This window comes from Planctopirus limnophila DSM 3776, from assembly GCF_000092105.1.
In the GTDB taxonomy this organism is placed as follows: domain Bacteria; phylum Planctomycetota; class Planctomycetia; order Planctomycetales; family Planctomycetaceae; genus Planctopirus; species Planctopirus limnophila.
Genome location: NC_014148.1, coordinates 4,502,034 through 4,525,311 on the forward strand (window position 1 = coordinate 4,502,034; position 23,278 = coordinate 4,525,311).

At 55.3% G+C, this 23,278-nt stretch carries 18 protein-coding genes; 8 read left to right on the plus strand and 10 right to left on the minus strand.

Annotated elements, in window-relative coordinates:
- Positions 1 to 6 precede the first annotated feature (6 nt).
- The 3 genes from PLIM_RS17925 to PLIM_RS23230 are packed head-to-tail and all read right to left on the minus strand — an operon-like array spanning position 7 to position 5,706.
- Positions 7 to 1,836 (minus strand): efflux RND transporter periplasmic adaptor subunit, encoded by a 1,830-nt coding sequence (locus PLIM_RS17925; protein ID WP_196349477.1) that lies wholly within the window; start codon positions 1,834 to 1,836, stop codon positions 7 to 9.
- Positions 1,784 to 5,203 (minus strand): TolC family protein, encoded by a 3,420-nt coding sequence (locus PLIM_RS17930; protein WP_013111728.1) that lies wholly within the window; start codon positions 5,201 to 5,203, stop codon positions 1,784 to 1,786. Before PLIM_RS17930 ends, PLIM_RS17925 begins: the two co-directional genes overlap by 53 nt.
- On the minus strand, positions 5,203 to 5,706 hold the full coding sequence (locus tag PLIM_RS23230) for a MarR family winged helix-turn-helix transcriptional regulator (protein WP_013111729.1): 504 nt from the start codon (positions 5,704 to 5,706) through the stop codon (positions 5,203 to 5,205). Before PLIM_RS23230 ends, PLIM_RS17930 begins: the two co-directional genes overlap by 1 nt.
- 292 nt (positions 5,707 to 5,998) lie before the next feature.
- On the opposite strand from PLIM_RS23230, the gene PLIM_RS17945 reads away from it, so the two are divergent.
- The 5 genes from PLIM_RS17945 (at position 5,999) to PLIM_RS17965 (ending at position 10,873) form a co-directional block, all read left to right on the plus strand.
- Positions 5,999 to 7,696, plus strand: a complete 1,698-nt coding sequence (locus tag PLIM_RS17945; protein ID WP_013111730.1) for a glutamine--tRNA ligase/YqeY domain fusion protein — start codon at positions 5,999 to 6,001, stop codon at positions 7,694 to 7,696.
- 181 nt (positions 7,697 to 7,877) lie between these two features.
- The gene (locus PLIM_RS17950) at positions 7,878 to 9,194 is read left to right on the plus strand and encodes a hypothetical protein (protein WP_013111731.1); all 1,317 of its coding nucleotides are present in this window, start codon (positions 7,878 to 7,880) and stop codon (positions 9,192 to 9,194) included.
- 2 nt (positions 9,195 to 9,196) lie between these two features.
- Positions 9,197 to 9,580 (plus strand): hypothetical protein, encoded by a 384-nt coding sequence (locus PLIM_RS17955; protein ID WP_013111732.1) that lies wholly within the window; start codon positions 9,197 to 9,199, stop codon positions 9,578 to 9,580.
- Positions 9,581 to 9,694: 114 nt separating this feature from the next.
- Positions 9,695 to 10,117: a hypothetical protein gene (locus PLIM_RS17960; RefSeq protein WP_013111733.1), complete on the plus strand. Its 423-nt coding sequence runs from the start codon at positions 9,695 to 9,697 to the stop codon at positions 10,115 to 10,117.
- Between the two features lie 105 nt (positions 10,118 to 10,222).
- Positions 10,223 to 10,873, plus strand: coding sequence for an FMN-binding negative transcriptional regulator (locus tag PLIM_RS17965; RefSeq protein ID WP_013111734.1), 651 nt, complete (start codon positions 10,223 to 10,225; stop codon positions 10,871 to 10,873).
- A gap of 224 nt (positions 10,874 to 11,097) precedes the next feature.
- Here the strand turns inward: PLIM_RS17965 and PLIM_RS23235 are convergent, their stop codons facing one another.
- Both PLIM_RS23235 and PLIM_RS17975 read right to left on the minus strand, forming a co-directional pair.
- Positions 11,098 to 11,562, minus strand: a complete 465-nt coding sequence (locus tag PLIM_RS23235; RefSeq protein ID WP_013111735.1) for a hypothetical protein — start codon at positions 11,560 to 11,562, stop codon at positions 11,098 to 11,100.
- Between the two features lie 342 nt (positions 11,563 to 11,904).
- Positions 11,905 to 12,969, minus strand: coding sequence for a DUF1559 domain-containing protein (locus PLIM_RS17975; protein WP_013111736.1), 1,065 nt, complete (start codon positions 12,967 to 12,969; stop codon positions 11,905 to 11,907).
- Between the two features lie 610 nt (positions 12,970 to 13,579).
- Here PLIM_RS17975 and glgP point away from each other — a divergent pair.
- Positions 13,580 to 15,721: an alpha-glucan family phosphorylase gene (glgP, locus tag PLIM_RS17985; protein ID WP_013111737.1), complete on the plus strand. Its 2,142-nt coding sequence runs from the start codon at positions 13,580 to 13,582 to the stop codon at positions 15,719 to 15,721.
- Positions 15,722 to 16,287: 566 nt separating this feature from the next.
- Here the strand turns inward: glgP and PLIM_RS17990 are convergent.
- The 3 genes from PLIM_RS17990 to PLIM_RS18000 form a co-directional block, all read right to left on the minus strand.
- A complete protein-coding gene (locus PLIM_RS17990) occupies positions 16,288 to 16,626 on the minus strand; it encodes a rhodanese-like domain-containing protein (RefSeq protein WP_013111738.1) in 339 nt (112 codons plus the stop codon).
- 165 nt (positions 16,627 to 16,791) lie between these two features.
- Positions 16,792 to 17,790: a dihydrodipicolinate synthase family protein gene (locus tag PLIM_RS17995; RefSeq protein WP_041403869.1), complete on the minus strand. Its 999-nt coding sequence runs from the start codon at positions 17,788 to 17,790 to the stop codon at positions 16,792 to 16,794.
- Positions 17,791 to 17,856: 66 nt separating this feature from the next.
- Positions 17,857 to 18,315, minus strand: coding sequence for a bis(5'-nucleosyl)-tetraphosphatase (locus PLIM_RS18000; RefSeq protein ID WP_013111740.1), 459 nt, complete (start codon positions 18,313 to 18,315; stop codon positions 17,857 to 17,859).
- Positions 18,316 to 18,943: 628 nt separating this feature from the next.
- Here PLIM_RS18000 and PLIM_RS18005 point away from each other — a divergent pair.
- Together PLIM_RS18005 and PLIM_RS18010 are read left to right on the plus strand one after the other, a co-directional pair.
- Positions 18,944 to 19,561: a superoxide dismutase gene (locus tag PLIM_RS18005; protein WP_013111741.1), complete on the plus strand. Its 618-nt coding sequence runs from the start codon at positions 18,944 to 18,946 to the stop codon at positions 19,559 to 19,561.
- 485 nt (positions 19,562 to 20,046) lie between these two features.
- Entirely contained in the window at positions 20,047 to 21,438 is a 1,392-nt protein-coding gene (locus PLIM_RS18010; RefSeq protein WP_013111742.1) for a (Fe-S)-binding protein, read from the plus strand.
- A gap of 119 nt (positions 21,439 to 21,557) precedes the next feature.
- Here the strand turns inward: PLIM_RS18010 and PLIM_RS18015 are convergent, their stop codons facing one another.
- Entirely contained in the window at positions 21,558 to 22,190 is a 633-nt protein-coding gene (locus tag PLIM_RS18015; protein WP_013111743.1) for a sigma-70 family RNA polymerase sigma factor, read from the minus strand.
- Between the two features lie 128 nt (positions 22,191 to 22,318).
- On the minus strand, positions 22,319 to 23,254 hold the full coding sequence (locus PLIM_RS18020; RefSeq protein WP_013111744.1) for a histone deacetylase family protein: 936 nt from the start codon (positions 23,252 to 23,254) through the stop codon (positions 22,319 to 22,321).
- Positions 23,255 to 23,278: the final 24 nt, after the last annotated feature.

The window sequence follows — 23,278 nt, forward strand, 5'->3', positions numbered from 1 at the left end:
CGGGAGTTACTTCGTGGCGGCGGGCAAAGGCAGAGCGGGTGCCTGGCGATTTTCTGATGACGTCGCGCCGGCTTCCGCAGGTTTTGTCTCGACAGGAAAATCGGCAGGGCCACGTGTTCCCGCACTACCTTCATTCTGGGGACGGACCCGACCGGCGTCGAGCTGGGAAGCATCCGGACGCCCGCCTTGTGGTCGGCCAGATTCACCTGCACCAGGTTCACGACTGCCACGCTCACCGGGAATGCCAGGTCGACCCGGGATTATTGGGCTGGAACCATCGGCACCGTCTGGCCCACCGGGGCCGCGACGTTCACCACCCATACCTCGCGGGCCACCTGGACGGCGTGGGCCACCTTCGGCCGATTGTTCCGCTTCCTTTTTCGCGAGTTCATTCTCGAGCTGACCCACTTCTTTGGCGAAGAGGGTTCGAGGATTCATGACCACTTTCTCGCCATCGGCCAGACCTTCTTTAATCTCGATCTGACGTTCGTTGGTGCGACCAATTCTCACCGTTCGCCGCTCGTACTTATCGCCACTTCGTACCCAGGCGTATTGATCGCGACCAATCGTCACGATGGCCTGGACGGGAGCCAGAAGCACATCGCTCAGTTCAGCCACAATGATCTCGATGTTGGCGGAGAGGCCGGGCCTCAGCTTGTTCACCTTTTCGACGGCATCGGTCAGTCGCACGCTGGCTTCGTATTCTTTCACGTCGCCACGAGAGAACGAACTGTTCGACAGTGGAACTGAAGAAACAGTATCGACCACACCGGCAAAGACTTCGCCAGCATAGGCATCGATGCGTACCCGTACGGGCAGACCTGTCTTGATGAGGCTGATACGGCTTTCGTGAATCCGGGCATTGACCTTCATCGCATCGTAATCAGGCAGGTTGATAATCGCCTGTCGTTCACGAACCACAGCCCCTTCTTCGATCACGGGAGCATCCGAACGCCGGGGATCACGGGCATTGGCCCAGACGACCTGCCCATCCTGCGGCGCACGGATCGTGCAGGCTTCAATCTGCTTCACGATACGTTCGTACTTGTCCTTCTCGACCTTGAATGTCAGTTCGCACTTCGAAAGTTCGGCCTGCTTCTGAGAAAGTGCGGCCACAGACTTTCGCTTCACGCGTTGAATTTCCCGCTCAAACTCTTTGGCATTGGCCTGCAATTCTTCGAGCGTGCGCACATAGGTGAAATCTTTAAGCACCTTGAGCTTTTCTTCGGCCACCTTCAAATCGATCTCGGCTTTTGTCACGGCAATCCGTTCGGCTTCGAGATCGTTCTGACTGCGGTAGCCTTTCTGGGCCATTCGCTTCACGAATGCTTGCGACTCTTCCGCACGCGAAAGGTTTTCTCGCGCCAGAGTCACTGCTCCGGAAAGCTCATTGACCTGTTGTAAAAACTCGCCTTCTTCAAACTTGCGCAGATCGAGAAGTGCCAGCGAGAGCTTCAGTTCGGCAGCCGCCACATCGCTCTCGTTCTGAGTCTTCTGAATCTCGACATTTTCCTGGGCTTGTGAAAGCAGCGCTTCGGCCTGCGTGAGACTGATCTTTTGTGTGGTTTCGCGATCCACCAGAGCCGAAGCATCCAGTTCGCAGACGATATCCCCTTCCTTTACGAAGGTGCCTTCGGGGACAATGCTGATGATTGTTGTCGAGCCTTCGACCTGGCAAGTGAGGATGGCATTGCGGGCACTGTCGAGTGTCCCCGTTTCCGTCACTGTCACCTGCATATCGCCTTTGCGAACGGGAGTGGTCATCACTCCGTCTTCGGCTTCATCAGGGGCGGCTTTGATCATCCCGAACTGTGGGAACGCGAGGGCGCCACCCACTCCGGCTGCCAGCAGGAGTGTCAGTGCGATCCATTTGCCCCAGCCCCCTTTGCGCTTCTTGGCCAGTTCCCGTTTGGGTGCTTCGACTGTCGAAGACCGGATGGGAGTTGCTGGCGCTGCGGGAGGGTTCTTCGAAGCGGACTTGCTGGATGGCACCAGAGTTTCGCTGGTCAAAGCTGCTGTCCGCTGTGGAGCCGTTTCCGTATCCACTGACCGCGGCGACGACGCCGGGTGCAGGGAGGCTGATTCGCCCAGTTCGAACGCGGGAACTTCGCTCCCGCTGGAGGAGCTCTTCAGTTCCCACGGAGACGAGGAGTGCGGCTGTTGGGGGGAGGCTGGCGGTGTCATAGGCGGGCTCGTTGTTATCAGATGCGGCAGGAGATGTCCGGTTCTGGTAGATATCGTCTATCCAGATTCCCCGTTCATCCACCTGCATGATATCCATGTCACGGTAAATGTTAATGCGATTCCGTTCGTAATCGACCCAGATTCCAATCAAGTCGTTCTGAGCACCCAGAATCGCATTCAAGGCATTCAGCAGGTTCAAACCTGTATTTCCGCCCTGATTGGTACGACCGGCATTCCCGGCGGCAGCCGCATTCGTCGGAGCGTTATTGTTCTCAATAGCAAGATCGAGCTGCATGGCCGAAAAACGGAGTGTTTGCCGGGCTGTTTCGAAGTTTTGCCTCAAAACAGAGAGTTGCCGCCACTCGGCACGAACATCAGCTTTCACATCGTCTTCCAGAGCCATGTACGCACGACGGGCTCTCTGATAATTAATCTGCGATTCGCGATAATTGTTCCGCTCAATAATTTGATCGAGCGGCGCAGTAACCTGAACACCCGCGCGGTACTGGCTGTTTGTTCCTCGAAAATCGAACGGTTTATTCCCGCCAGATGTTCCAACATCTCCTTCTGCCACCAGATTGACCTGAGCCTGGAGGCGGTTGGCAGCCACTTCCATCTGCCGCCGGCTGTCGACCACAAAGGCTCGCTGGTTCATGAGATCGAGCCGGTTCTCCATGGCCAGTTCGACCACCTGATCAAATGCCAGGTCGAAATCGGCCAGCTTGATCAGCTCCACTCTTAAACCCAGTTGAACCACTTTCAGACTCTGTGTCACCTGTAATAAATCTTCGCGGCAGTTCTTAATTTCAAAAACCGCATCCCGCCATTGTGCAGGTGTCCACGGAGTATTGGCTGGTCGGCTGCGGACAATATCAATACGTTCTCGAATACCGGCGAAATCTTTCAGTTGTGAGGCAAAAATCTGAGCGTCGCGCTCCAGGTTCTTGCGGTATTGTTCCCGTTGATTCAGCGTCGGCAAATGAGCCAGTCGATAAGCCTCGTTCGCTGCCACACGTTCAAAATCGATGCGAACCGTCTCTAAGCTGTCTTTCTCAATCCGATCCATCATCTCATCGAAGAGGCTGGTGACGCGTTCCAGCGTGGCCACATCAACGACGGAATCATCCAGCAGGCTGACATCATTCACGAAAGCGATCACTTCGTTTTCGCGGGCATTCAGCAGAGGATCAATCAACTCGAACTGTTTGAGAATATCGGTCTTGATCGAGATCTGGAAATCGGTCGGAACGCCGAGCTGCAGCTTGAACTGATCAAGATTGTCCTGAAAGGAACGCTCTGCCGACCGAAGTGCGTTTTCGGAGTTCGCCAATCGGGTGACGAGCTGTGCGATATCGAGGCTGATGGTTTCGGTCTCGAGCTGACGGTAGGCATTGTTGATCGCTTCACGCCAGGCAGTACTGGTGGAGAGTGCCATCAGCCGATCACGCATTTCGGCAGTCATCGGGCCGCGCCAGCCCACTTCTAATCGAGCCGGGTTCAACACGAGCTGTGCTGCAAACTCAGCGGGGGGATTGAGATCGACAGGGAACGGTTCAACGCGTTGCAAAAAGACCTGAGGCTTGGCCGAGTTCAAAGCCCGCAATCGTTCGACCTGCACAATCAACGCCTGAATGTTGTCTTTCTGGTTACGCACCTGCTGATACTGACGCAAGAGCCCCAGAAAGCCGCCACCCGGCCCGTTGATGACCGTATCGCTGAAGAAGATCTTCCGATAGCGCGCCAGAGTTCGGACAGAATAGAGCACCTGACGTTCCTGCTGCGTCAGGTTTTCCATGACCACTTTTCGACCAGCACCCAGAAGTAGAGGCTGCACCAGCGAATAACTCAACACCGAGACGCTGGCTGTCTGATTAGGCCCCGAGAACAGCCACAACGTATTGTTCGTTAACTCAGCCACCCACTGGCCCCCGGTGGGGAGCAACTGGCTGACTCCAAATCGCCCGTTCATCGCGAGATTATTGGGCCCGCCCGGCGTGTTGCGATACTCCAGCCCACCATTCGGTTCACCACTGAAGCCCAGATAGCGCACGTTGAACTGGAACTGCTGAAATGTCAGATCCAGTGCCGCCAGATAAACATCTTCAATAATCGACTGGTACGTGCGGTTATTCAGATTCGCCAGTTCAATCGCCTGCTCCAGAGTGAGTCGATCAATGGTCGGAACCTGCCGGCCGGTCGTGATGGGATCATCTGTGTTCTGAGCGACCTGACCATCAGCATTGGCTCCCGGCAACATGGCGGGCATGTTCCCCTCGTTCGCTGCAGGTGCAGCACCAGGAACTTCCGGGAACGGGTCAGCATTGGGAACTGGTGGCACAGGTGGTGGTGGCAATTCCGCCCCGCCCTGAGCCACTTCCATCACTTCGTGATTCACCAGTTGAATCGCTGACTTTTGTGTCGTTGCTTTCGATCCTGCACCCAGCGCTGCGATTTGACTGCTTGCTGGCGAGCCCTGGGCTGATTGTCCAGGTGTCATGCCATTAGGAGCATTCATCGGGAGCGGGCCGGGTGTCTCTTCATCGAGCACATCAGCCGCCTGCTTTTCCGTGGCCAGAAACTCATTGCTCTTCCCGGGAATCATCTCCGGTGAGAAGCCAAAGTTTGCCAGCCATTGCGGGTTTTCGACGGTGAGCGATTCACCCAGCTTGTGCCAGCTTTTGTAGCCATTCCAACCACTGGCGCGCACCATGTACTGCGCAGCCGCAGGATCATCGGGCGGCAACGGCTCATGATCCGGGTCAAATGGATCAAAAAACCGGCTGCGAGGATCAGCTTCCACAGTCACTCGCGGCAGATCCCAGCGCGGATCGCGCGTCTTCTTGAGAACTTCGTTGTAAGTGTCGAAATCGGCCTGAGTCCGCCAGTAGTTTCGCGAGCAGCCTGTGCACAGACTTACCAACAGCGCTGAACTGAGCACTGCGACAATGGCGGCGCGTGTCGAAAGCCCTGCTGTTCGCGCGGGACGAGGCCCGTATTTTGCTCGCGACTTGCTAGACATCAGGAAGCCTCCCGTCGCCAGAATCTGGCTGCTGGAAGTGCAGGAACTTCTTCAGGACGCACTTCTCTCAGAATCGACTTCAGCCAGACGCCCAGTTGGATTTTTCGATCTTCCCCCAGACTGCGGAAGCACGATTCGGCCCACCGCTGACGGACATGCTCGACCACGTTCCACAGTTCGAGCCCAGCCGGTGTCAGACAGAGTAATCGTTTGCGGCGATCACCCTTGGGTGTAATGCGTTCGAGAATGCCGTCGGCCTGCAATCGATCGACCAGCATCGAGATGTTCGATTCCGACTGCATGAGCAGCCGGGCCAGTTCTGTTTGCAGGAGCCCATCGGGATGGCGATCCACCAGCAGCTTCATCAGCCCATGGCGGGCCTCAGTCATGTTCCATTCGCCGAGTTGAGAATCCAGCTCCATTTTCAACACATGCGATGTGCGAAAGAGCAGCTCCAGCACTTGATCTGCCGAGAGCATGGGAGTGATCGGGAGATGTTCCACGGGACAATTTCCATTTGCAGAGCAGGCAAATTGACCACCTCGGCAGTTTTTGCCGTACGCTGCGATCAATGCCCTTCAGCCCTTAACATTTCGGCCCCCAACCCTTCGTAACTGAAGGAAAATCGAGCGCAATCGGTACTCTCGACCAGCCGTGCTTGATTCGATCTGCCAATTCGGCCACAACAACAGCTTCAACAGCACCGTTTTTTGTGTGTTGCCGATTCAGAAAATTCAGCCGGTTCGGTGTACGATATCTTTGCAGTACACCCATGCCCGTTCGGAAAGCTTTACTATGTCGACGGATCCGACAACTCCTCCCGCCGCCCCTACCAACTTCATCCACGAGATCATCGATGGCCATAACGCCTCGGGGCGCTTCGGCGGAAAAGTGCACACCCGCTTTCCACCAGAACCCAATGGCTACCTGCACATTGGCCACGCCAAGTCGATCTGCCTGAACTTCGGCATCGCCAAAAAGTACGGCGGCAAATGCAATCTCCGCTTCGACGACACGAACCCCACCAAAGAAGACATCGAGTACGTCAACTCGATTCAGGAAGACGTCCGCTGGCTGGGCTTTGAATGGGACGGCCTGTACTACGCCAGCGATTACTTCGAACAGATCTACCAGTGGGCGGAATTGCTCATTGAAAAGGGTAAGGCATATGTCGACAGCTCGACACTCGACGAGATTCGCGAACAGCGCGGGACAGTGACTCAGCCTGGTATCGCGAATCAGTATCGCAGTCGGTCGGTCAAGGAAAACCTGGATCTCTTCCGCCGCATGCGGGCCGGTGAATTCCCGGATGGTGCGCATGTGCTGCGGGCGAAGATCGATATGGCCCATACCAACATGCTGCTGCGCGACCCGGTCATCTATCGCATCCGGCACGCCCACCATCACCGCACAGGGGATGCCTGGTGTCTGTACCCGATGTACGACTTCGCTCATGGTTACAGCGATTCCATCGAAGGGATCACTCATTCGATCTGCACGCTCGAATTTGAAATCCACCGGCCACTCTACGACTGGCTGATTGAAGCCGTCGGGATCTATCACCCCCAGCAGATCGAGTTTGCCCGGCTGAATCTCACTTACACCGTGATGAGCAAGCGCAAATTGCTCGAACTGGTCGAGGCGAAGATTGTCAGCGGCTGGGACGACCCCCGTATGCCCACCATCGCCGGTATCCGCCGGCGCGGCTACACACCGGCTGCGATGCGCGACTTCTGCGAAACGATCGGCGTCACCCGCTTTAACGGGATGACCGATCTCGTGGTGCTGGAGAATGCCGTCCGGAATGATTTGAACAAATCCGCCCCGCGTGTGATGGGTGTGTTGAAACCGCTCAAGATCGTGCTGACGAACTATCCCGAAGGTCAGACCGAAGAGTTCGACTGCATCAATAACCCGGAAGATCCGTCGGCTGGCAGCCGGAAGGTGCCGTTCAGCCGGGAGTTGTATATCGAGCGGGATGACTTTATGGAAGATCCCCCCAAGCAGTTCTTCCGTCTGGCCCCCGGCCGGGAAGTGCGGCTGCGCTGGGCCTATGTCATCAAGTGCGAAGAGGCGGTCAAGGATCCCGCGACGGGCGAGATCGTCGAGCTGCGCTGCACTTATGATCCTGAGACCAAGGGAGGGAACACACCCGACGGAAGGAAGATCAAATCGACGATCCACTGGGTCTCGGCCCCGCACGCCTTGAGCACGGAAGTGCGGCTCTACAGCCCGCTCTTCAGTGTCGAGGATCTGGCCTCGATCCCCGAGACCGAGGACTGGAAGACCTACCTCAGCCCGACGTCGCTGGTGGTAATCCCCGATGCGAAGCTGGAACCTTCGGTGAAGACGCAAGCCGTCGGCTACCGCTGCCAATTCGAACGCCTCGGCTACTTCTGCCTCGACCGCGACAGCACGAGCGAAAAGCTGGTCTTCAACCGCACCGTGACGTTGAAGGATGAATGGGCCAAGATCCAGAAGAAGGGCGGTTGAGCCGTTTGTGGAGTGCCATTTGTAGGGTGCATGAAGTCCCCGGAATGCACCAATTCAGCGATCATCACAGTTGTAGGCGACACTGCCGGAGCATGTGCAAGGTGAACCTTGACACAACTTTTGCGTCAGGTATCAAAACGTTACCGACAATGTGATGATCGTTAATTGAAGTGAGGTGTGATTGAAGTTTGTCGACTTTTCACCGCCGCCAATGCCCACGTTAGAGCAACAGCGGGATGCGCTGCAAAAGGGACTTGGTCGAGCCCGGTTGTGGGCCGAGCGGGGATGTCTTGATCATGATGTGCTTATCAATGCTTGTCTGCGAGACTTGCGATACGATCGCCAATGTGAAGGTTGTCGTGGTGAATGGCTGTGGGGATTGGTTACCGCCGCTGGCGTGATCGAAAAATTCGAAGCACCACTTCTTCAAGCACTGCGAAGTCTATCGCCTGAGAATGATCAAGCCGCGAGACAGCTCTGTGAGTTGGCGTTCCACTATGCAAAGAGGGGGCGACAAGAGTTTCGTGATGTCCTCTACTCCATTGTCGCGACAACACCACTGCCCGACAATCGGTCGATCGGGGAAAGTCAATTACTCGCTTTGGATGGCGAAGCCGCTTTCCGGTTGATTGCCTTCACCCGCGGGCGATATCTGGAGACAAATGCCGCCGACTGGGACGATGCTCATGTGGTGACGGAGGCGATGGAAATCTGCGGCGAAGAGCGGATCCTTGAGATCATGGCGACGTTTTCCGACCCTGACCGACTGCGTTTCGCGGAGATATACCATTGCGAAAAGAAAGCCGAAGAGGAACAGAAAGATCGTCCCAGGTTGAATGATACGCAAGTCAAATCGGTGGCCGATGTCGTGGCCGCAGCTCGGGAGGAACCTCGCGGCCATTGGTTAATCACTTGGGGCCAATCCGCAAGTGAAGATGACTTGAATCAGGTTTGGGAAGTGATTCGAGTCGCATCCGAGCCAAAGGTGCTGGCCCACTTATTGAAGGTCTTCCGCAGACGGGCATTGCCACAATTTGATGAACGGCTGATTGAACTTTGCGAACATTCTGATGGCGATGTGCGGGAGCGGGCATTTATCGCTTTGGGGCAAAACACTGACTCCCGAATTCGCTTGTTCGCTGTTGAAGAAATCACAGGGCCTGATCGAAACATCCATGCCGTTCCACTGCTTCAACGGAATTTCCAAGCCGGTGACGAACAACTCCTCTGTGACTTCGTGGAGACTCCCGATGACGCGGAAGAACGACACAGCCTTCTGATGGATATTCGGAATATCCTGCAAGAGAACATGGAATCCCGAGTGGAGGAACTCGCGCAAGTCATTTACTTCCACACGCCCTGCGCGATTTGCCGTGACGCTGCGATTGAACTGCTCGAAGAGGACGGCACCCTGCCGGGTTGGATGGCCGAAGAGGCAATACACGATTCGCAAGATAGCTATAGAAAACGACGGTGCGAGCAAACAAAAGCAGAATAACGATGATCTATGGAAGTCGCTGGTTTCGGGCGAAGAATCGTATGATTGAAGTTTGGGACGAAGAAAAGGCGATGCGAGCTCATTGGGAGAAGCAACCCTATGCAGTCCTGATTGAAAGTGGAAATATTCCGCGTTGCTTCCTGGAGATAGGAGGCGATTATGTTGGTGTCGGATTTCTGGATGAGCATAAGAGAGAGTTTCTGAGCTATCAGTTTCAGGAGGTTGAAGCCGGACGTCTTTTTCTCACTATGGCAAACCATCGAAAATTCGAAGGCGAGGGCGACCATATCATCGAAGGGACGACGTACTACTTTCAAGCGGACGGCGGTTTAACCATAGAGACGGAAGATTTTTCGACCGCTGTGGTTTCTACCAAGAAGACATAGGTGAATGTCGACCGGAACTGGGAAGCTTATCCGGAGTTTGGCAGCTATGATTTCATTACTCGAGTGAATCGATAATTTAAATATTACTATTGTCACACAATTGTGGAAGTCTTCGTGTACCTAAAGATTTTTTGTGCTCTTGAACTCCCCCTCATGGGCATGCGGCTTACTAAAGAAACCAATTCGGAGTCATTTGAGCATGACTCTGAAAATGTCTACGAGTGGATGTGGTTGACTCTTAAAAATCTGCCGTTTGCGTTGAATGTCTCTCGCGAACATGGATGGGCTGGCATTGACGATGAGACCGAATCTACCGCGACCACTGAAGGATTGAATACTCTTGTGAAACCTGGACCCGTTTACTTTTTTGGCTGGGATCGCTCGACAGACTCATACATCGATGAACTCCCGGATTGGTTGCCACAGGTTGTGGCAGACCGCCTCGATATGGATGTGTTCGTTTACAACGGACGACGCAGCGTCGAGATTCCAGATTGCGTGCCTGCGGCAATAATTCGGCCTCATCAAAAAAGGTGATTTCTACGAAGATATGCCGGCAAGCCTTATATTGCATAGTCGTGTAGCCGAACCGGCAGGTGGGAGCCTGCCCGACGAAGTTGCTGCACTCAACAAGGAATGAGAATGTATACGCCGTCGTACTTCGAGGAGACGCGGGTGGGAGTTCTGCACGATTTGATCGAGCGGCACTCGCTCGGCGTGCTCGTCACGCATGGCGGCGGCGGGTTGGATGCGAATCATCTGCCGTTCGATTTGCAACGCGACGGGGGGCCGTTGGGTGTGCTGCATTGCCATGTCGCGCGGGTCAATCCGGTCTGGCGGGAGCTATCTGACGGCGACGAGGTGCTGGTCGTCTTCCGGGCGGGGGAGGCCTATATATCGCCCAACTGGTATCCCAGCAAGCACGAACGCCACAAGCAGGTTCCCACCTGGAACTACATCGTCGCGCACGCCCATGGGAAGGTGACCATCCGCGACAACGCTGAGTACATCCGGGGAGTCGTCGAGCGGTTGACCTGCCGGCACGAAGCGTCGCAGGCCATCCCGTGGAGCATGAGCGACAGTTCCGAAAGCTTCATCAACACGCTCCTCCAGGGGATCGTCGGCATCGAGATCCAAGTCACCCGCCTGATTGGCAAATCGAAGCTGAGCCAGAACAAGGAGGTGCGGGACATCCTCGGTGCGGGGGAAGCGCTCCAGGCGCTGGGAGAACAGCATATTAGTGCGGCGATGCTGGATCATGCTCGCACAATGGGGGAACCGGGAACAACGTGAGCGCAGAATCTGCCCCTACGATATCTAGGTGAATTCCATTCTGTTTGGAATCATCGCAATCGGCAGCTTTCGGTTGATTGTCAAACGCCTTGGTACGAATGATGGCGCAACCACACGTGATCACTCTCAATTGTGAAGGCCACGTGCTGGCACAAGGCCTTCAATTCCATCGGCAGGCAGGAGCCTGCCCTACATTGCTGCCCTACTTGCTACATTACTGGCCATCAATCGGCTTTTAATTCGAGCTTGATGTCGGTGTTCCCTTTTTCGTCGAGGGTGACGGTTAATGGGGTTTTCTTGGCGTCGGTGTATTTCGCAGGCACGAGCGAGACGGGTTTGGCTTCGGGGATGGCCGGTGAATCGTGGCTGGCCGGTGTCGAGGGGGCTTCCGGCATCGGGGCATTCTTGGTGACAGTCACCTTGTAAGTCCCTGGAACTGCACCGGGATCAGGTGGGAAAGCCTTCGCATCAAACTGACCCGCGGCGTTGGTGGCACTGGACGCCGCTGTGCCGCCGGTGGGTGGTACAAAGATCACAATGGCACCAGCGAGTGGCTCGCCGTTATAGGTGACAACCCCCTGGGCGGGAACGGTTTTCGGTCTTTGGGCTTTGAACTTATCATTACCACCGCCGCAACCCAGGCTGAGGACGATGGCGAGAGGACAGACGAGTAAAGCAAGGTTTCGCATCAGGTGATCCTTGAGCTGCCAATGGATCGATCGATAGCCATCGGTGTTATTCGTATAGAAACGTCAGAAAGACGTTAAGGCACATACCCCTCGATGATCCAAGGGGACATGCCTTAACGCTCGAGGTGAGATGGGTCGAGAAGCTGATACGTATCAATCGCGAGGGTCGTTAAGCCGTATGATCATCGCGGGTTGATACGCATCGTATGTGTCGAGTATCACTTATTCATGTTTGCCCAAGGCTGCAAGCATGGCACTGTTCTGCAAGCAGAACTCTATGCTGCAAGCATGGCACCCTGGGTAAACATGCACAGGATAAATGAGACTAGTCAACCGGCGAAATTAGAACTCACCTGTGGTTTCGCCACCAGCGCGAGAGCCAAGGGCGCCCCAGACGCCGTAAGGCGATGGGCCGCCAGCGGTCGAGCCCATCCAGGCGGCGGACTGATCGCCAGTGTTGATGTTTTCGCTGATGAACCGGACGGCACCATCAGTCATGAGAGCATGGGCTCCGCCTGTGTGTCGGCTGCCAGCCGTGTTGACAGTGCCGTTCCAGTGGCTGTGGCCAGCATTCTGCGTGCAGGAAGGGCCATTGGGAGCAATGGCGGTGGTGAAGCCATTAAAGAAGCCGCCTCCATCACCCCAGCGATAACCCCACGAAGTATCGCCCGTCCAGCCACCACCAGGGAACGTCCCTGTGGCCCGGTCGAAGAGAGCCGTGCAGGCTGCCGGGTTAGCAATACCGGCAGTGGCTGAGACCATACCGCGGGTGTTGGTACCGGTAGGTCGAACACCTTCGGCCATCGCAATGGTATTGCTGGTACCATCAAGGGCGTCGCGAACACCGTAGCAGACAAGGGAGCCGAACATGCCGCGGGATTGAACCACAATTGGAGTGGCTGAACTTCCATTTCCACCCGATGAAGAAATGCTGTCACCGCTGCAGAACATATAATTGTACCGGCCAATCAGACCACCTGCCGGTGGGCCAGACAGCGTGTCTGATGGACACATGATAGCGGGCAGATCGCGCACCCAGTAAGTTCCGCCGGCCCAGGGAACCTGAGTTCCTGTCTGAATCTGCTGGTAGAGAGGGGTCTGGTCAAGATATGGCAACAGGCTCACCATCCCACTAATTCGTGAACGCAGGTGAGATTCAGGCTGACCACCCAGTGGAATCCCGGGACCTGCCTGCCTTGGGGCGAACATACCAAAAGTGTCGTGGTAGTTGTGGAGGGCCAGACCCAATTGCTTGAGGTTGTTGCGGCACTGCGTGCGGCGAGCCGCTTCACGGGCCTGCTGAACGGCAGGTAGAAGCAGGGCAATCAGGATCGCAATAATCGCGATCACAACGAGGAGTTCAATGAGTGTGAACCCTCTGCGGTTAAGACGGGGGAAATGGGACATGTGAGACTCCGAAGAAAAGTAGGGAGAGAAGACATTTCCGAATGGAAGATGGTGGAATCACCAATAAAGCATCTCCTTATCGTATCGATAGTGATCTATGCGTCAATTTGTTGGAGGCCACATCCCGATTTTTTTTGTAAAAAAACCTTTAATCCCTGAATTTGCGCGGAACTTTTTCGAAAACTTGTGTTTTTCAGTCTCCCCAATTGAGTTTCCTTACGGGAAATCCTCGGGTTTCGAAGCTGCAACTCATCTCCGCACCTGTGCCTATGTTTTGTGCGAATTTCTCTGCCACTTTTCTTTGAGCCCGGTTTTTATGGGGTCAATTTGGCTGAATTCTTGGCTGTCAGAGCGAATCGTGACCTGATGGAGCGCTGACTGCTGGATGAATAGGCATTCCGTTTGCGACTGATGACTTTTCACGTCGATTTCCCAATCTTCCGGGAGAAATCCTTTTCTCCCGCCGTTAGACTGCCGTCACAGAATCGACTGTGGGCATTCGACTGTGGATATTCGACCTGGCAGTCTCCCGGAGATCCTGTGAACAGCAGTTGGCTCAGCAAGAGACATTTGGAAACAAGACACCCCTGCAAAAGAGGACGAGCTGTACATGGCCAAGACATTTCGGGACAAGCTCTGCGCATTGGCACGCAATTACTGGTGGTGCTGGCAACCAGATGTGACCTCGATCTTTCGTGATCTCGACGCTGCCAAGTGGCGCGAACTCGATCACAACCCGGTTCTGCTGCTGGAGAGTTTGACGGAAGATCTCCTCGAACAGCGGGCTCGCGAGTCTGTGCTGCATTCACGCGTCAACTACGCTTACCGCCGGTGCGAAGAATACCTGCACGATAAGAATACGTGGGGGGCGCTCAATGCCGGTATTCTGGGTCAGAAGCCGGTGGCCTATTTCTCGGCTGAGTTCGGCATTCACGAATCGCTGCCCAATTACTCCGGTGGTCTGGGTGTGCTGGCCGGGGATCATCTCAAGAGTGCATCTGACCTGGGTGTTCCTCTGGTGGCGGTGGGGCTCCTTTATAATGAGGGCTATTTCTCGCAGCAGATCGATGAAGATGGCTGGCAGCGCGAAATTTATGATCCTGTCAGTAATCACCGGCTCCCCATCCAGAAAGCCAAAGGTCTGGATGGCAAGGATGTGATCGTCAAAGTGGATACCCGCACGGGTTCAATCTACGCGCAGGCCTGGCAAGTCAATGTGGGCCGCGTGCGTCTGTTCCTGCTGGATACGAATATCGAGCAGAACACACCCGAAGATCGCCGCCTGACAGCCCGTCTTTACGGCGGTGACGTGCGGATTCGTATCCGTCAGGAAGTCATCCTCGGGATTGGTGGCGTGCGTGCTTTGGCACAGATGGGGATTGTTCCCAATGTTGTCCATATGAACGAAGGCCACTCGGCTTTTGCCACACTCGAACTCATTCGCCAGCGGATGAATGATGATGGCATGTCCTTTACAGACGCCATGCGTGAAACGACGGAAATGTGTGTCTTCACCACACATACGCCCGTGCCCGCAGGTCATGACCGTTTCGGTTACGACATGATCGACGAGCACCTGGGGCCAACGGCTGATCAACTGGGTATTGGCACGGTGGGGCTGATTGGTTTGGGCCGCGTGAATGTGGCTGATGCCAATGAGCCATTTACCATGACAGTGCTGGCATTCAAGTGCAGTCGCCGGGCGAACGGGGTTTCGGCATTGCATGGTATGGTGAGTCGCCGCATGTGGACGGGCTTGTGGCCCAATAAAGCCGAGCACGAAATCCCCATTGGTCACATTACGAACGGTGTGCACCTGGGGACGTGGCTGGCGCCGCAGCTGGCCGAAGTCTACAACCGCGTGCTGCCACCGGATTGGAAGCAGCGCAGTGGTGAAGCCGACACCTGGAAGAACTTTGAGAGCATTTCGAGCGGGGAATTCTGGGAAGCTCACGAAGCTCTCAAGCAGCGTCTGATTGCGATGGTTCGCCGCCGGATGATCACTCGTGCTCAAAGGCTCAACCACGACAAGAAAGAGTTGATCGAGCTGGAATCGCTGCTGAATCCGGAAGCATTAACGATTGGTTTTGCCCGCCGGTTTGCTCCCTACAAGCGAGCCGATCTGGTGCTGAAAGACGTGGCTCAGCTGGCAGGGATCGTGGCCGATTCCGAGCGTCCTGTGCAACTGATTTTCGCTGGTAAGAGCCACCCGGCCGACGATTTCGGCAAGGGGATCTTGCAGCGGATCTTCAAGATGTCGCAAGACCCGGCGTTCAAGGGGAAAGTGGTTCTCGTCGAGAACTACGATATGAACCTGGCCCGGCACCTTGTTCAAGGTGTGGATGTGTGGCTCAATAACCCACGACGTCCTCTGGAAGCTTCGGGGACGAGTGGTCAGAAGGTGGTCCTCAATGGTGGCCTTAACTGCTCGATTCTCGATGGCTGGTGGGCGGAGGCTTACGATGGTCTCAACGGTTTCGCGATTGGGAATGGTCGTATTCATTCGAACCAGGAAATTCAGGATGAGCGCGATGCGAAGTCGCTGATGAAGGTTCTTCAGGAAGAAGTGATTCCGCTCTTCTACGACCGCGACGAGCATGGCCAGCCACACAACTGGATCAAGCACATGAAGCGGTCAGTCCGTACCCTTGGCTGGCGATTCAACAGCGATCGTCAGGTTATGGATTACGTAATGAAGGGCTACATTCCCGCAGCAGGTGGCGAGTACTGCGAAATGGACCGCTTCCACTAAGCCCGACTCTCGTGGTCAACTCTCAAGAAGTTGGCTGCGGGCTGGGACAGGCAAATGATCGACTCCAAGACAGCCTGGATCTCGCAAGAGACCCAGGCTGTTTTTATTTGCAGGCGGGTGATAGGTATCGCTTGGGCTTCCGCTGGGGCGCTGATTGTCGCTTTCGGCCAGACGTCAAGAGCATGTTGCGACGAAGCCGCAGGTTGATAGAACGCTCATTGCGCTTGGACTCGCCCTCATCCCGGCCTTCTCCCGTCGGAACGGGAGAAGGGGTGAAGAAGAGTGCCGTCGGCCTGTCACTCGTGCTTTAGGCGAGCTGGCTTGTATCTCCTACGGCGGGTGGCAGGGGTCGGATGTCTGCATCCGCCCCCTGGTCAATCGAGCTCACCAGCACAATTGCATCTGAAAACATGCTTCATGACAGTTGAGAAAGTTCGCCACGGACGACCCAAGTCTAAGGAACTGGGGGCAAACGAGGACGTTTGTCCCCAGCCACCCGCCGCAAGAGACCCAGGCTGTTTTCAATTGAGTGGCGGAATCCTCTTCACTACGTCTCGCGGAAATCTTTAATAGCGAGGGAGTGTCGGATCGATGGCCGTTGCCCAGTGATCGATTCCACCAGCCATACTCACAGCCTTCGGAAAACCCTGCTGCCTGAGCCATTGGGCCACGCGCAGGCTCCTGCCACCATGGTGGCAATGCACGACAATGTCGTTTTCCTTCTGCCCGGCAAGTTCGCTCACTCGTTCCTGTAACTGACTCATCGGTAGCAGCAGTGCTGCTTCGAGATGCACAATCAGATGTTCATCCGGTTCGCGACAGTCGATCAGTAAAAATGGCTTTCCTTCGTCAAGCCACTGCTTAACGAGGGAACAGTTCGTTTCGAGTGGGAGTTCTTCAGTCATCGCAGGGCTCACAATTCCAGGATTCGTGCGGCCAACTCACTGGTTTTCAGCAGGGAGGCTCGCTTGAACATGACATTCATTGTATCGATTCAAGACCGATTGGAAGCAAAAAGCGTCGATTCTCCGGTCATTTGTCAGGCCCAATGACATCGGGCAGCCAAAGATTCATGCCATTCCACCGGCAGGTGCTGAATGAGCAGGCGTGAGGATTTCAAGCCCCATCGATTTCGCGATTTCCTCGAGTACAGGCAGATCGGAGGCAGGTCGTGTCGGGCTGCCTGGATAAGTAAGATCAGTCCTCGCCCAGCCACGCAATTTCAGGAATTGCGCAGCCGTATGCTTGTACGCCGCCCCCGGGTGACGAAAAGCAAACGCTCCCAGGTATTGAAGCTGATCGTTGAGTTCAAAGAACCGGGCGTCACTCTCGGCCCAGTAACGATCGCGCAAAGCGAACAGATCGGGGGCAAATGTGCTCAGGCCCAGGAGATAATCACTGCCATACATCACCATGTCGATGGCGAGGTCGTTCCCGGTATAGAGGATGAAATCGGGCCGCTCGTGATTACGAATCACGAGTCGTTCGAACTCAGGCAGCCTGTGAAACGATGAATGCTTGGCACCGACGCATTGCCGGATCTTCAGCAGGCCACGGAATGTGTCCAGATCGTAAACTTTGCCAAAGCGGGCGAGATCGGTCGTCAGTTCAAAACCTAGAAACCGATCGCAGCCACGGGCCAGTTGCTCATAGCGACTCAGGATTTCATCGCTGGTCCCTGTGGTGAGTCCGAACGATTGAAACACAATTGGCAACCCACCGGCTCGAGCAATCGCCTCCATGCGTGATGCATAATGAGCACCATTAAATGGCGCACCCGGCTCATCACGTACAAAGGCACCCGCAATGAATGGTTTCCCACCCAGAATCGATTGCGTTCGCTGCAGGATCTCGTCTTCGAGCGGAACTCCCAGCAGGTTGATATACCCCGTATCCATATTCACTGCAGGAGTGAGACCAGCTTCCACCGTACGGATCAAATGAGCTTCCCAGGCGTCCCAGTCGATGGTGGTCTGGTCGCTCATGGGCAGCAGGATGGCCGACGCTCCACGAATGGTTCTGCCCGGCTGGAGCATCGACAGCGGATCAATCTTCGGAGGAGATGACATGATCACTTTTCCAGGGTTCGATCGATCACCGTCGATCATCAAGGACATCGCGCCACCTGTGACAATTCACGAGGCCGCTGGAGGATCGACACGCAGCACTTCCGGATTGGAGGTAAAATGTTCTTCAATTTTTGCCAGGAGCGGATTGATCGTGTACCGCTGAATGTGATGAGGCGGCGTCCAGAGTCGCCACTCGTAACCGACATGCTCCGTGAGCTTCAGTGGCCGATCGCGATTCAGCCAGCCCAGATAAATCATCAGCGTTTTTTCAACAGGCTCGGGACCAAAGCGCGCTTCGACGGGATGATAGGTCTCGGAGTAACTGAAAGTGGGGTCAAGCACGACATCTGTCCGGGGAATCCCGGTTTCTTCTTCCATCTCGCGCAGGGCACATTGGAGATCGTTCTCACCCTCTTCCAGATGCCCCTTGGGAAGGTCAAAACGATGCCGATGCTTCAGCAGAAGATAGGTCAGATGTGGAGTTTTACGAAACAGGATGACTCCGCACGCCCTGACTTGTCGCATGCTTGATTGTCTCCTGATGAAAGATTCACGATGAAAGTAATGGTAACCGCAGTGACATCGACAGACAGGTGGATGGCCAATCTCTGGCGAGCAGCCAGAACTTCCTCAGGCTGACGGACGATCGACGCACCGTCAACCTTCCGGAAACCGGCTGATACATTGAATATATCGCCAGTTACCTGCGCTGGCGAACGATCAGACCGTTTCGGGCGAGTTTCATCCTCACTGCCGCCTGCGGTACCTCGCGTGAAAATCTCCTTCGACCGCTCCTCTGGTAAGGTTTCCAACACCCGTCAATCTGCTGAAAAGGGCTTTTTCATGCCAGCGAGACTCAGCAGAACTTTGGAGAGCTTTATGAGATATGCCTCTTGAGAGTGTTGTTCACAAGGTGGGATTCCCTAGAATAGAGCACAAGTCGCGAGCGTGGTGAAAAAGGCATCTGTCGCCTGATACTGCCTTTGGAACCATCGCTGTACGACCAGACGTTTGCCTGACAAACGCCCACAGGGTTCGATAAGGCCTGAGGGTTTATGGCAGATTCCCGCCAGTTATGAACCTGAAGGTGGCCTGCCGTCTGAAGAGATGCATCTGCTTGAGCCATCGAAACGAAATTGAAGGAGAATCGATTATGCCTTTCACATTGCCAGCCTTGCCCTATGCCCCCGCAGCTCTTGAACCGCACATCGATGCCCAGACGATGGAAATCCACCACGGCAAGCATCATCAGGCCTACATCAACAATGCCAACAAGGCTTTGGAAGGTCATCCCGAACTGGCTGCGCTCACCGCGGAGCAGCTCATTTCCGATCTTTCCAAGGTTCCTGAAGGGATTCGCACAGTCATCCGCAATAATGCGGGTGGTCATGCCAATCATTCGCTCTTCTGGACAGTCCTGGCACCGAGTGCTGGTGGTACACCGACCGGAGCACTCGAAGCGGCGATTAACCACACGTTTGGGACATTCGACGCCTTCAAGGAAAAGTTCAACGCTGCCGCCACCACCCGTTTTGGCAGTGGCTGGGCCTGGCTGAGTGTGGATTCCAAGGGTGGTCTGGTCGTGGAGAGCACACCCAATCAGGACAGCCCCCTGATGGAAGGCCGCACACCGATCCTGGGGCTCGATGTGTGGGAACACGCTTACTATCTGAAGTATCAGAACCGCCGCCCGGATTACATTGCTTCATTCTGGAACATTGTGAACTGGCCTGAAGTCTCGAAGCGATTTGCTGCCGCTGGTGGGAAGTAAATCGAGTCGTTTGTTGAATATGGCGAGTTGACAAAGTGCAGAAACATGCTTGCTCAGAGTGTTGCTCGTACACATAACCTTACCTGTGTGCACGTCTCAGGGTGGCTGGGGTCAAACGTCCTCGTTTGCCCCCAGATCATTTGGCTCACAGCGTTTTTGGTGAACAGCATTAATAGTCATGAATTCATGTTTCAGATGCATTTGTGCGGGTGACCTTGATTGACCAGGGGGCGGATGAAGACATCCGACCCCTGCCACCAGTTGTTCTGACGAGTGCGAAAACATGCTTGCCCAGGGCTGCAAGCATGGCACTGGGCCGCAAGCATGGCACACAGCTGGCCTATCTGCGTGAAACTCTGAACCATTAACGCCAAACTCCCGGGACTCTTTCGAGTCTCGGGAGTTTGCATTGAGCCATGAAACATCGTCATCATCAGGTCAGCAAACTTGGAAAAACGTCCTGATGCAGCGAAAGAGTTTCTCACATGAGTACCAATCAGGCTGTGCCGGCATCGGGACAAAGTCCAGCAAACAGCAGCTTGCCTGCCGGTTTGCAGACTCAGTTGCAGGCCTCGATCCCGCAGAAGCGATTTCTTGATTGTGTGCATTGCGGGCTGTGTCTTTCGGCCTGTCCGACATATCTCGAAACCGGAGATGAAAACGACAGCCCGCGAGGGCGCATTTATCTCATGCGTGCTGTGGCCGAAGGACGGACCGGCCTGACCAATGAAATCGCCTCCCATCTCGAAGCCTGCCTCGATTGCCGGGCTTGTGAAACGGCCTGTCCTTCAGGAGTCCAGTACGGGCGGCTCATCGAGCCCTTCCGCGTGGCCATGGAAGCCACGCGCACAGACGAGCAACCGGGGTTGGCCAGTCAGGCCAGCCAATGGCTGACAAGTACCTTACTGACAAAGCTGTTTCCTTCTGCAGGTCTCACCCAATGGGCGTTGTGGCCTGCCCGCTGGATGCAGGCATTGGGTGTCGATGGATTGGCGAAGAGCTGGCCCGCACGAGCAGTCACACCGCAAATTCTGCAGCGGATGCACCGCCTGTTGCCGAAGTTGTCGCCCCCTGCAGGTGCGCTGCCGGATCGTTTCGCCCCGGTGGGCCCCCGGCGGGCAACCGTCGCCTTGCTGACAGGTTGTGTCGCTGAAGCGATGTTCTCGCAAACCAACAGAGCCACGATCCGCGTCCTGCAGCACAACGGTTGTGAAGTTCTGATCCCAAAGACGCAGGCCTGCTGTGGTGCGATTCATTATCACAATGGCGATCGAACCGAGGCCATGCGTCTGGCACGTCAGAATCTGGGGGCTTTTCCGTGGCGAAATATTGATGCCGTGATTGCCAATGTCGCTGGCTGCGGTGCGATGCTCAAAGACTATGGCCACATTGGGGAAGAAGATCCGCAGATTGATCCTGTGTTGCTGGAAGAACTGACTTCATTCGCCCATAAGATCAAAGATGTCTCCGAGTTTCTTGTCGATCTGGGGCCAATCGAGCCGCAGCATCCGGTGCACCTGAAAGCGGTTTATCACGATGCCTGCCATCTCTGCCATGCTCAGAAGGTCAAACAACAGCCCCGACAACTCTTGAGCATGATTCCCGGATTAACGATCGCCCCGATTGAAGAGGCCGAAATCTGCTGCGGCGCAGCAGGAAGTTATAATCTGACTCAGCCGGAAATGGCCGATCGACTCGGACAACGGAAAGTGCGGCATATCCTGGAAGTTCAAGGCGTGCAGGCTGTGCTGACAGGGAATGCCGGTTGTGCGCTGCAAATGGCAGCCTGCCTCTCGGAAGCCAATTCCAGCATCCCCGTCATGCACGTCATGGACATCCTCGACCAGAGCTACGGCCCACTGCCGGACAGCAGGTAAAACGAATCACAACTTTATTGGCGCGTTGATCGTCACAAAAGCATGCTTGCTCAGAGCCGCAAGCATGGCACACAGCCAGTAAACGGGTATTTCTACAGGAAATGTGTTGATCCGAGTGATCAGGTCCCTGGGAGGCTGAGTCCATCTTCTCCCAGAACATTTCTCAATTTGCGCAGGGCTCTCAAATGGCGCATGCCGGCGGCTGGTGGCGTGAGCCCCAGAATCTCGGCCACTTCGTTATTCCCCAATTGTTCAAAGTGACGCATCAGGATCATCTCGCGGTCATCCGCTTCAAGCTGTTCGAGTGCCAGCAGAAATCGTTCCTCGAACTCGCGGCGAATGTTCTCAGCCGCCGGTGTCAGTTCATCATCTTTGAACTGATCCATCAGTTGATCGCCGGAATTCTCCTGGCTGACGGGCAAGGCCTGCTCGCGATCCATGCTCCGCCGGAGTGCACCGCGATGCCGGCGATGCAGATCGATCATGCGGTCCCGCGCCAGATGTCTCAGCCAGACATGAAATGGCAGACGGGGATTTTCCAGATATTCCCGCAGTCGCCCGGAGGCTTCCATAAAGACATCCTGGACCACGTCACTGGCATCGACCCGGCGAGCCATCTGCCGATCCAGCCGCAATTCAATCATCCGGCGCAAGGGTGTACGGTGTCTCTCCAGAAGTTCATTGACAGCTTTGTCATTCCCTTCCCGGAGGTTCTTCAGCAGTGCGTCAGTCTGGATCGTATTTTCTTGCATGCCCCAATTATGACTGAAAAAACAACCTCACTGCACGTCAGAATTGGGATCAACGGCACGTTTCCAACTCCTGAGAACGATTTTGCTGGTATTCCCTCAGGATCAGGATCTCAATTCTCACAAACTGGTCAGCGCCTGTCACGTCGCTGCAGATTCCAGCGAATCCCCTCAAGAACGGTCGCAAAGTGAATCTCGACAATATCTTCCACTCGAGGCGAATACCCTCCCGCCATGCTGATGGCCACGGGCAGGCCGTACTGCTCACAAAATCGGTACACCAGCCTGTCGCGAGCCCGTAACCCGGCTTTCGTTAACGCCAGCCGTCCCATTTTGTCTCCCTCGAAGGGATCAGCACCCGCCAGAAACAACACCAGATCGGGTTGCGGAAAGCGCCTGGCACAGGCGGCTAATCCCTCATCGAGAGCCGCCAGATAGGCGTCATCGCCGGTTTCATCGGGCAGGCCATAATCCAGATCACTGGTTTCTTTCACAAACGGATAGTTGCGTTCGCTGTGAATCGAGAAGGTGAAAATCGAGGGATCCTGCCGGGTGATGGCAGCTGTCCCATTCCCCTGATGGACATCGCCATCGACAATCAACACTCGCTGAACCAATTGTTCCTTCTGCAGCACTCGGGCGGCAATCACGCTGTCGTTAAAGATGCAAAAACCTTCGGCCCGGTCGGCATAGGCATGATGAGTTCCACCGGCCAGATTCGCGCCAAACCCATGTACTAGAGCCGAGCGGGCGGCTTCAATGGTGGCACCTGAGGATCGCCGTGATCGCTCAATCAACTCGGGCGACCAGGGGAACCCCAGCCGCTTGATGTCGTCGCGAGTCATTTCACCTGCCGACACCTTGTATAAGTAGTCGGCATTGTGCGCCAGTAGAATCTGGGCATCGGTGGCAGCGGGTGGTTCCAAAAGCTCGATGGTCTGCGGATCAATTTCACCACTTTGCAGAGCCAGATCAATCCGCTCGCGCAGGGCGGCATATTTCCGCATGGGAAATCGATGGCCGGGCGGCAAAGGGAGCACAAATCGTTCAGTCGTGTAGATATGCATGCAAAAATCACTCATGATGTCGAG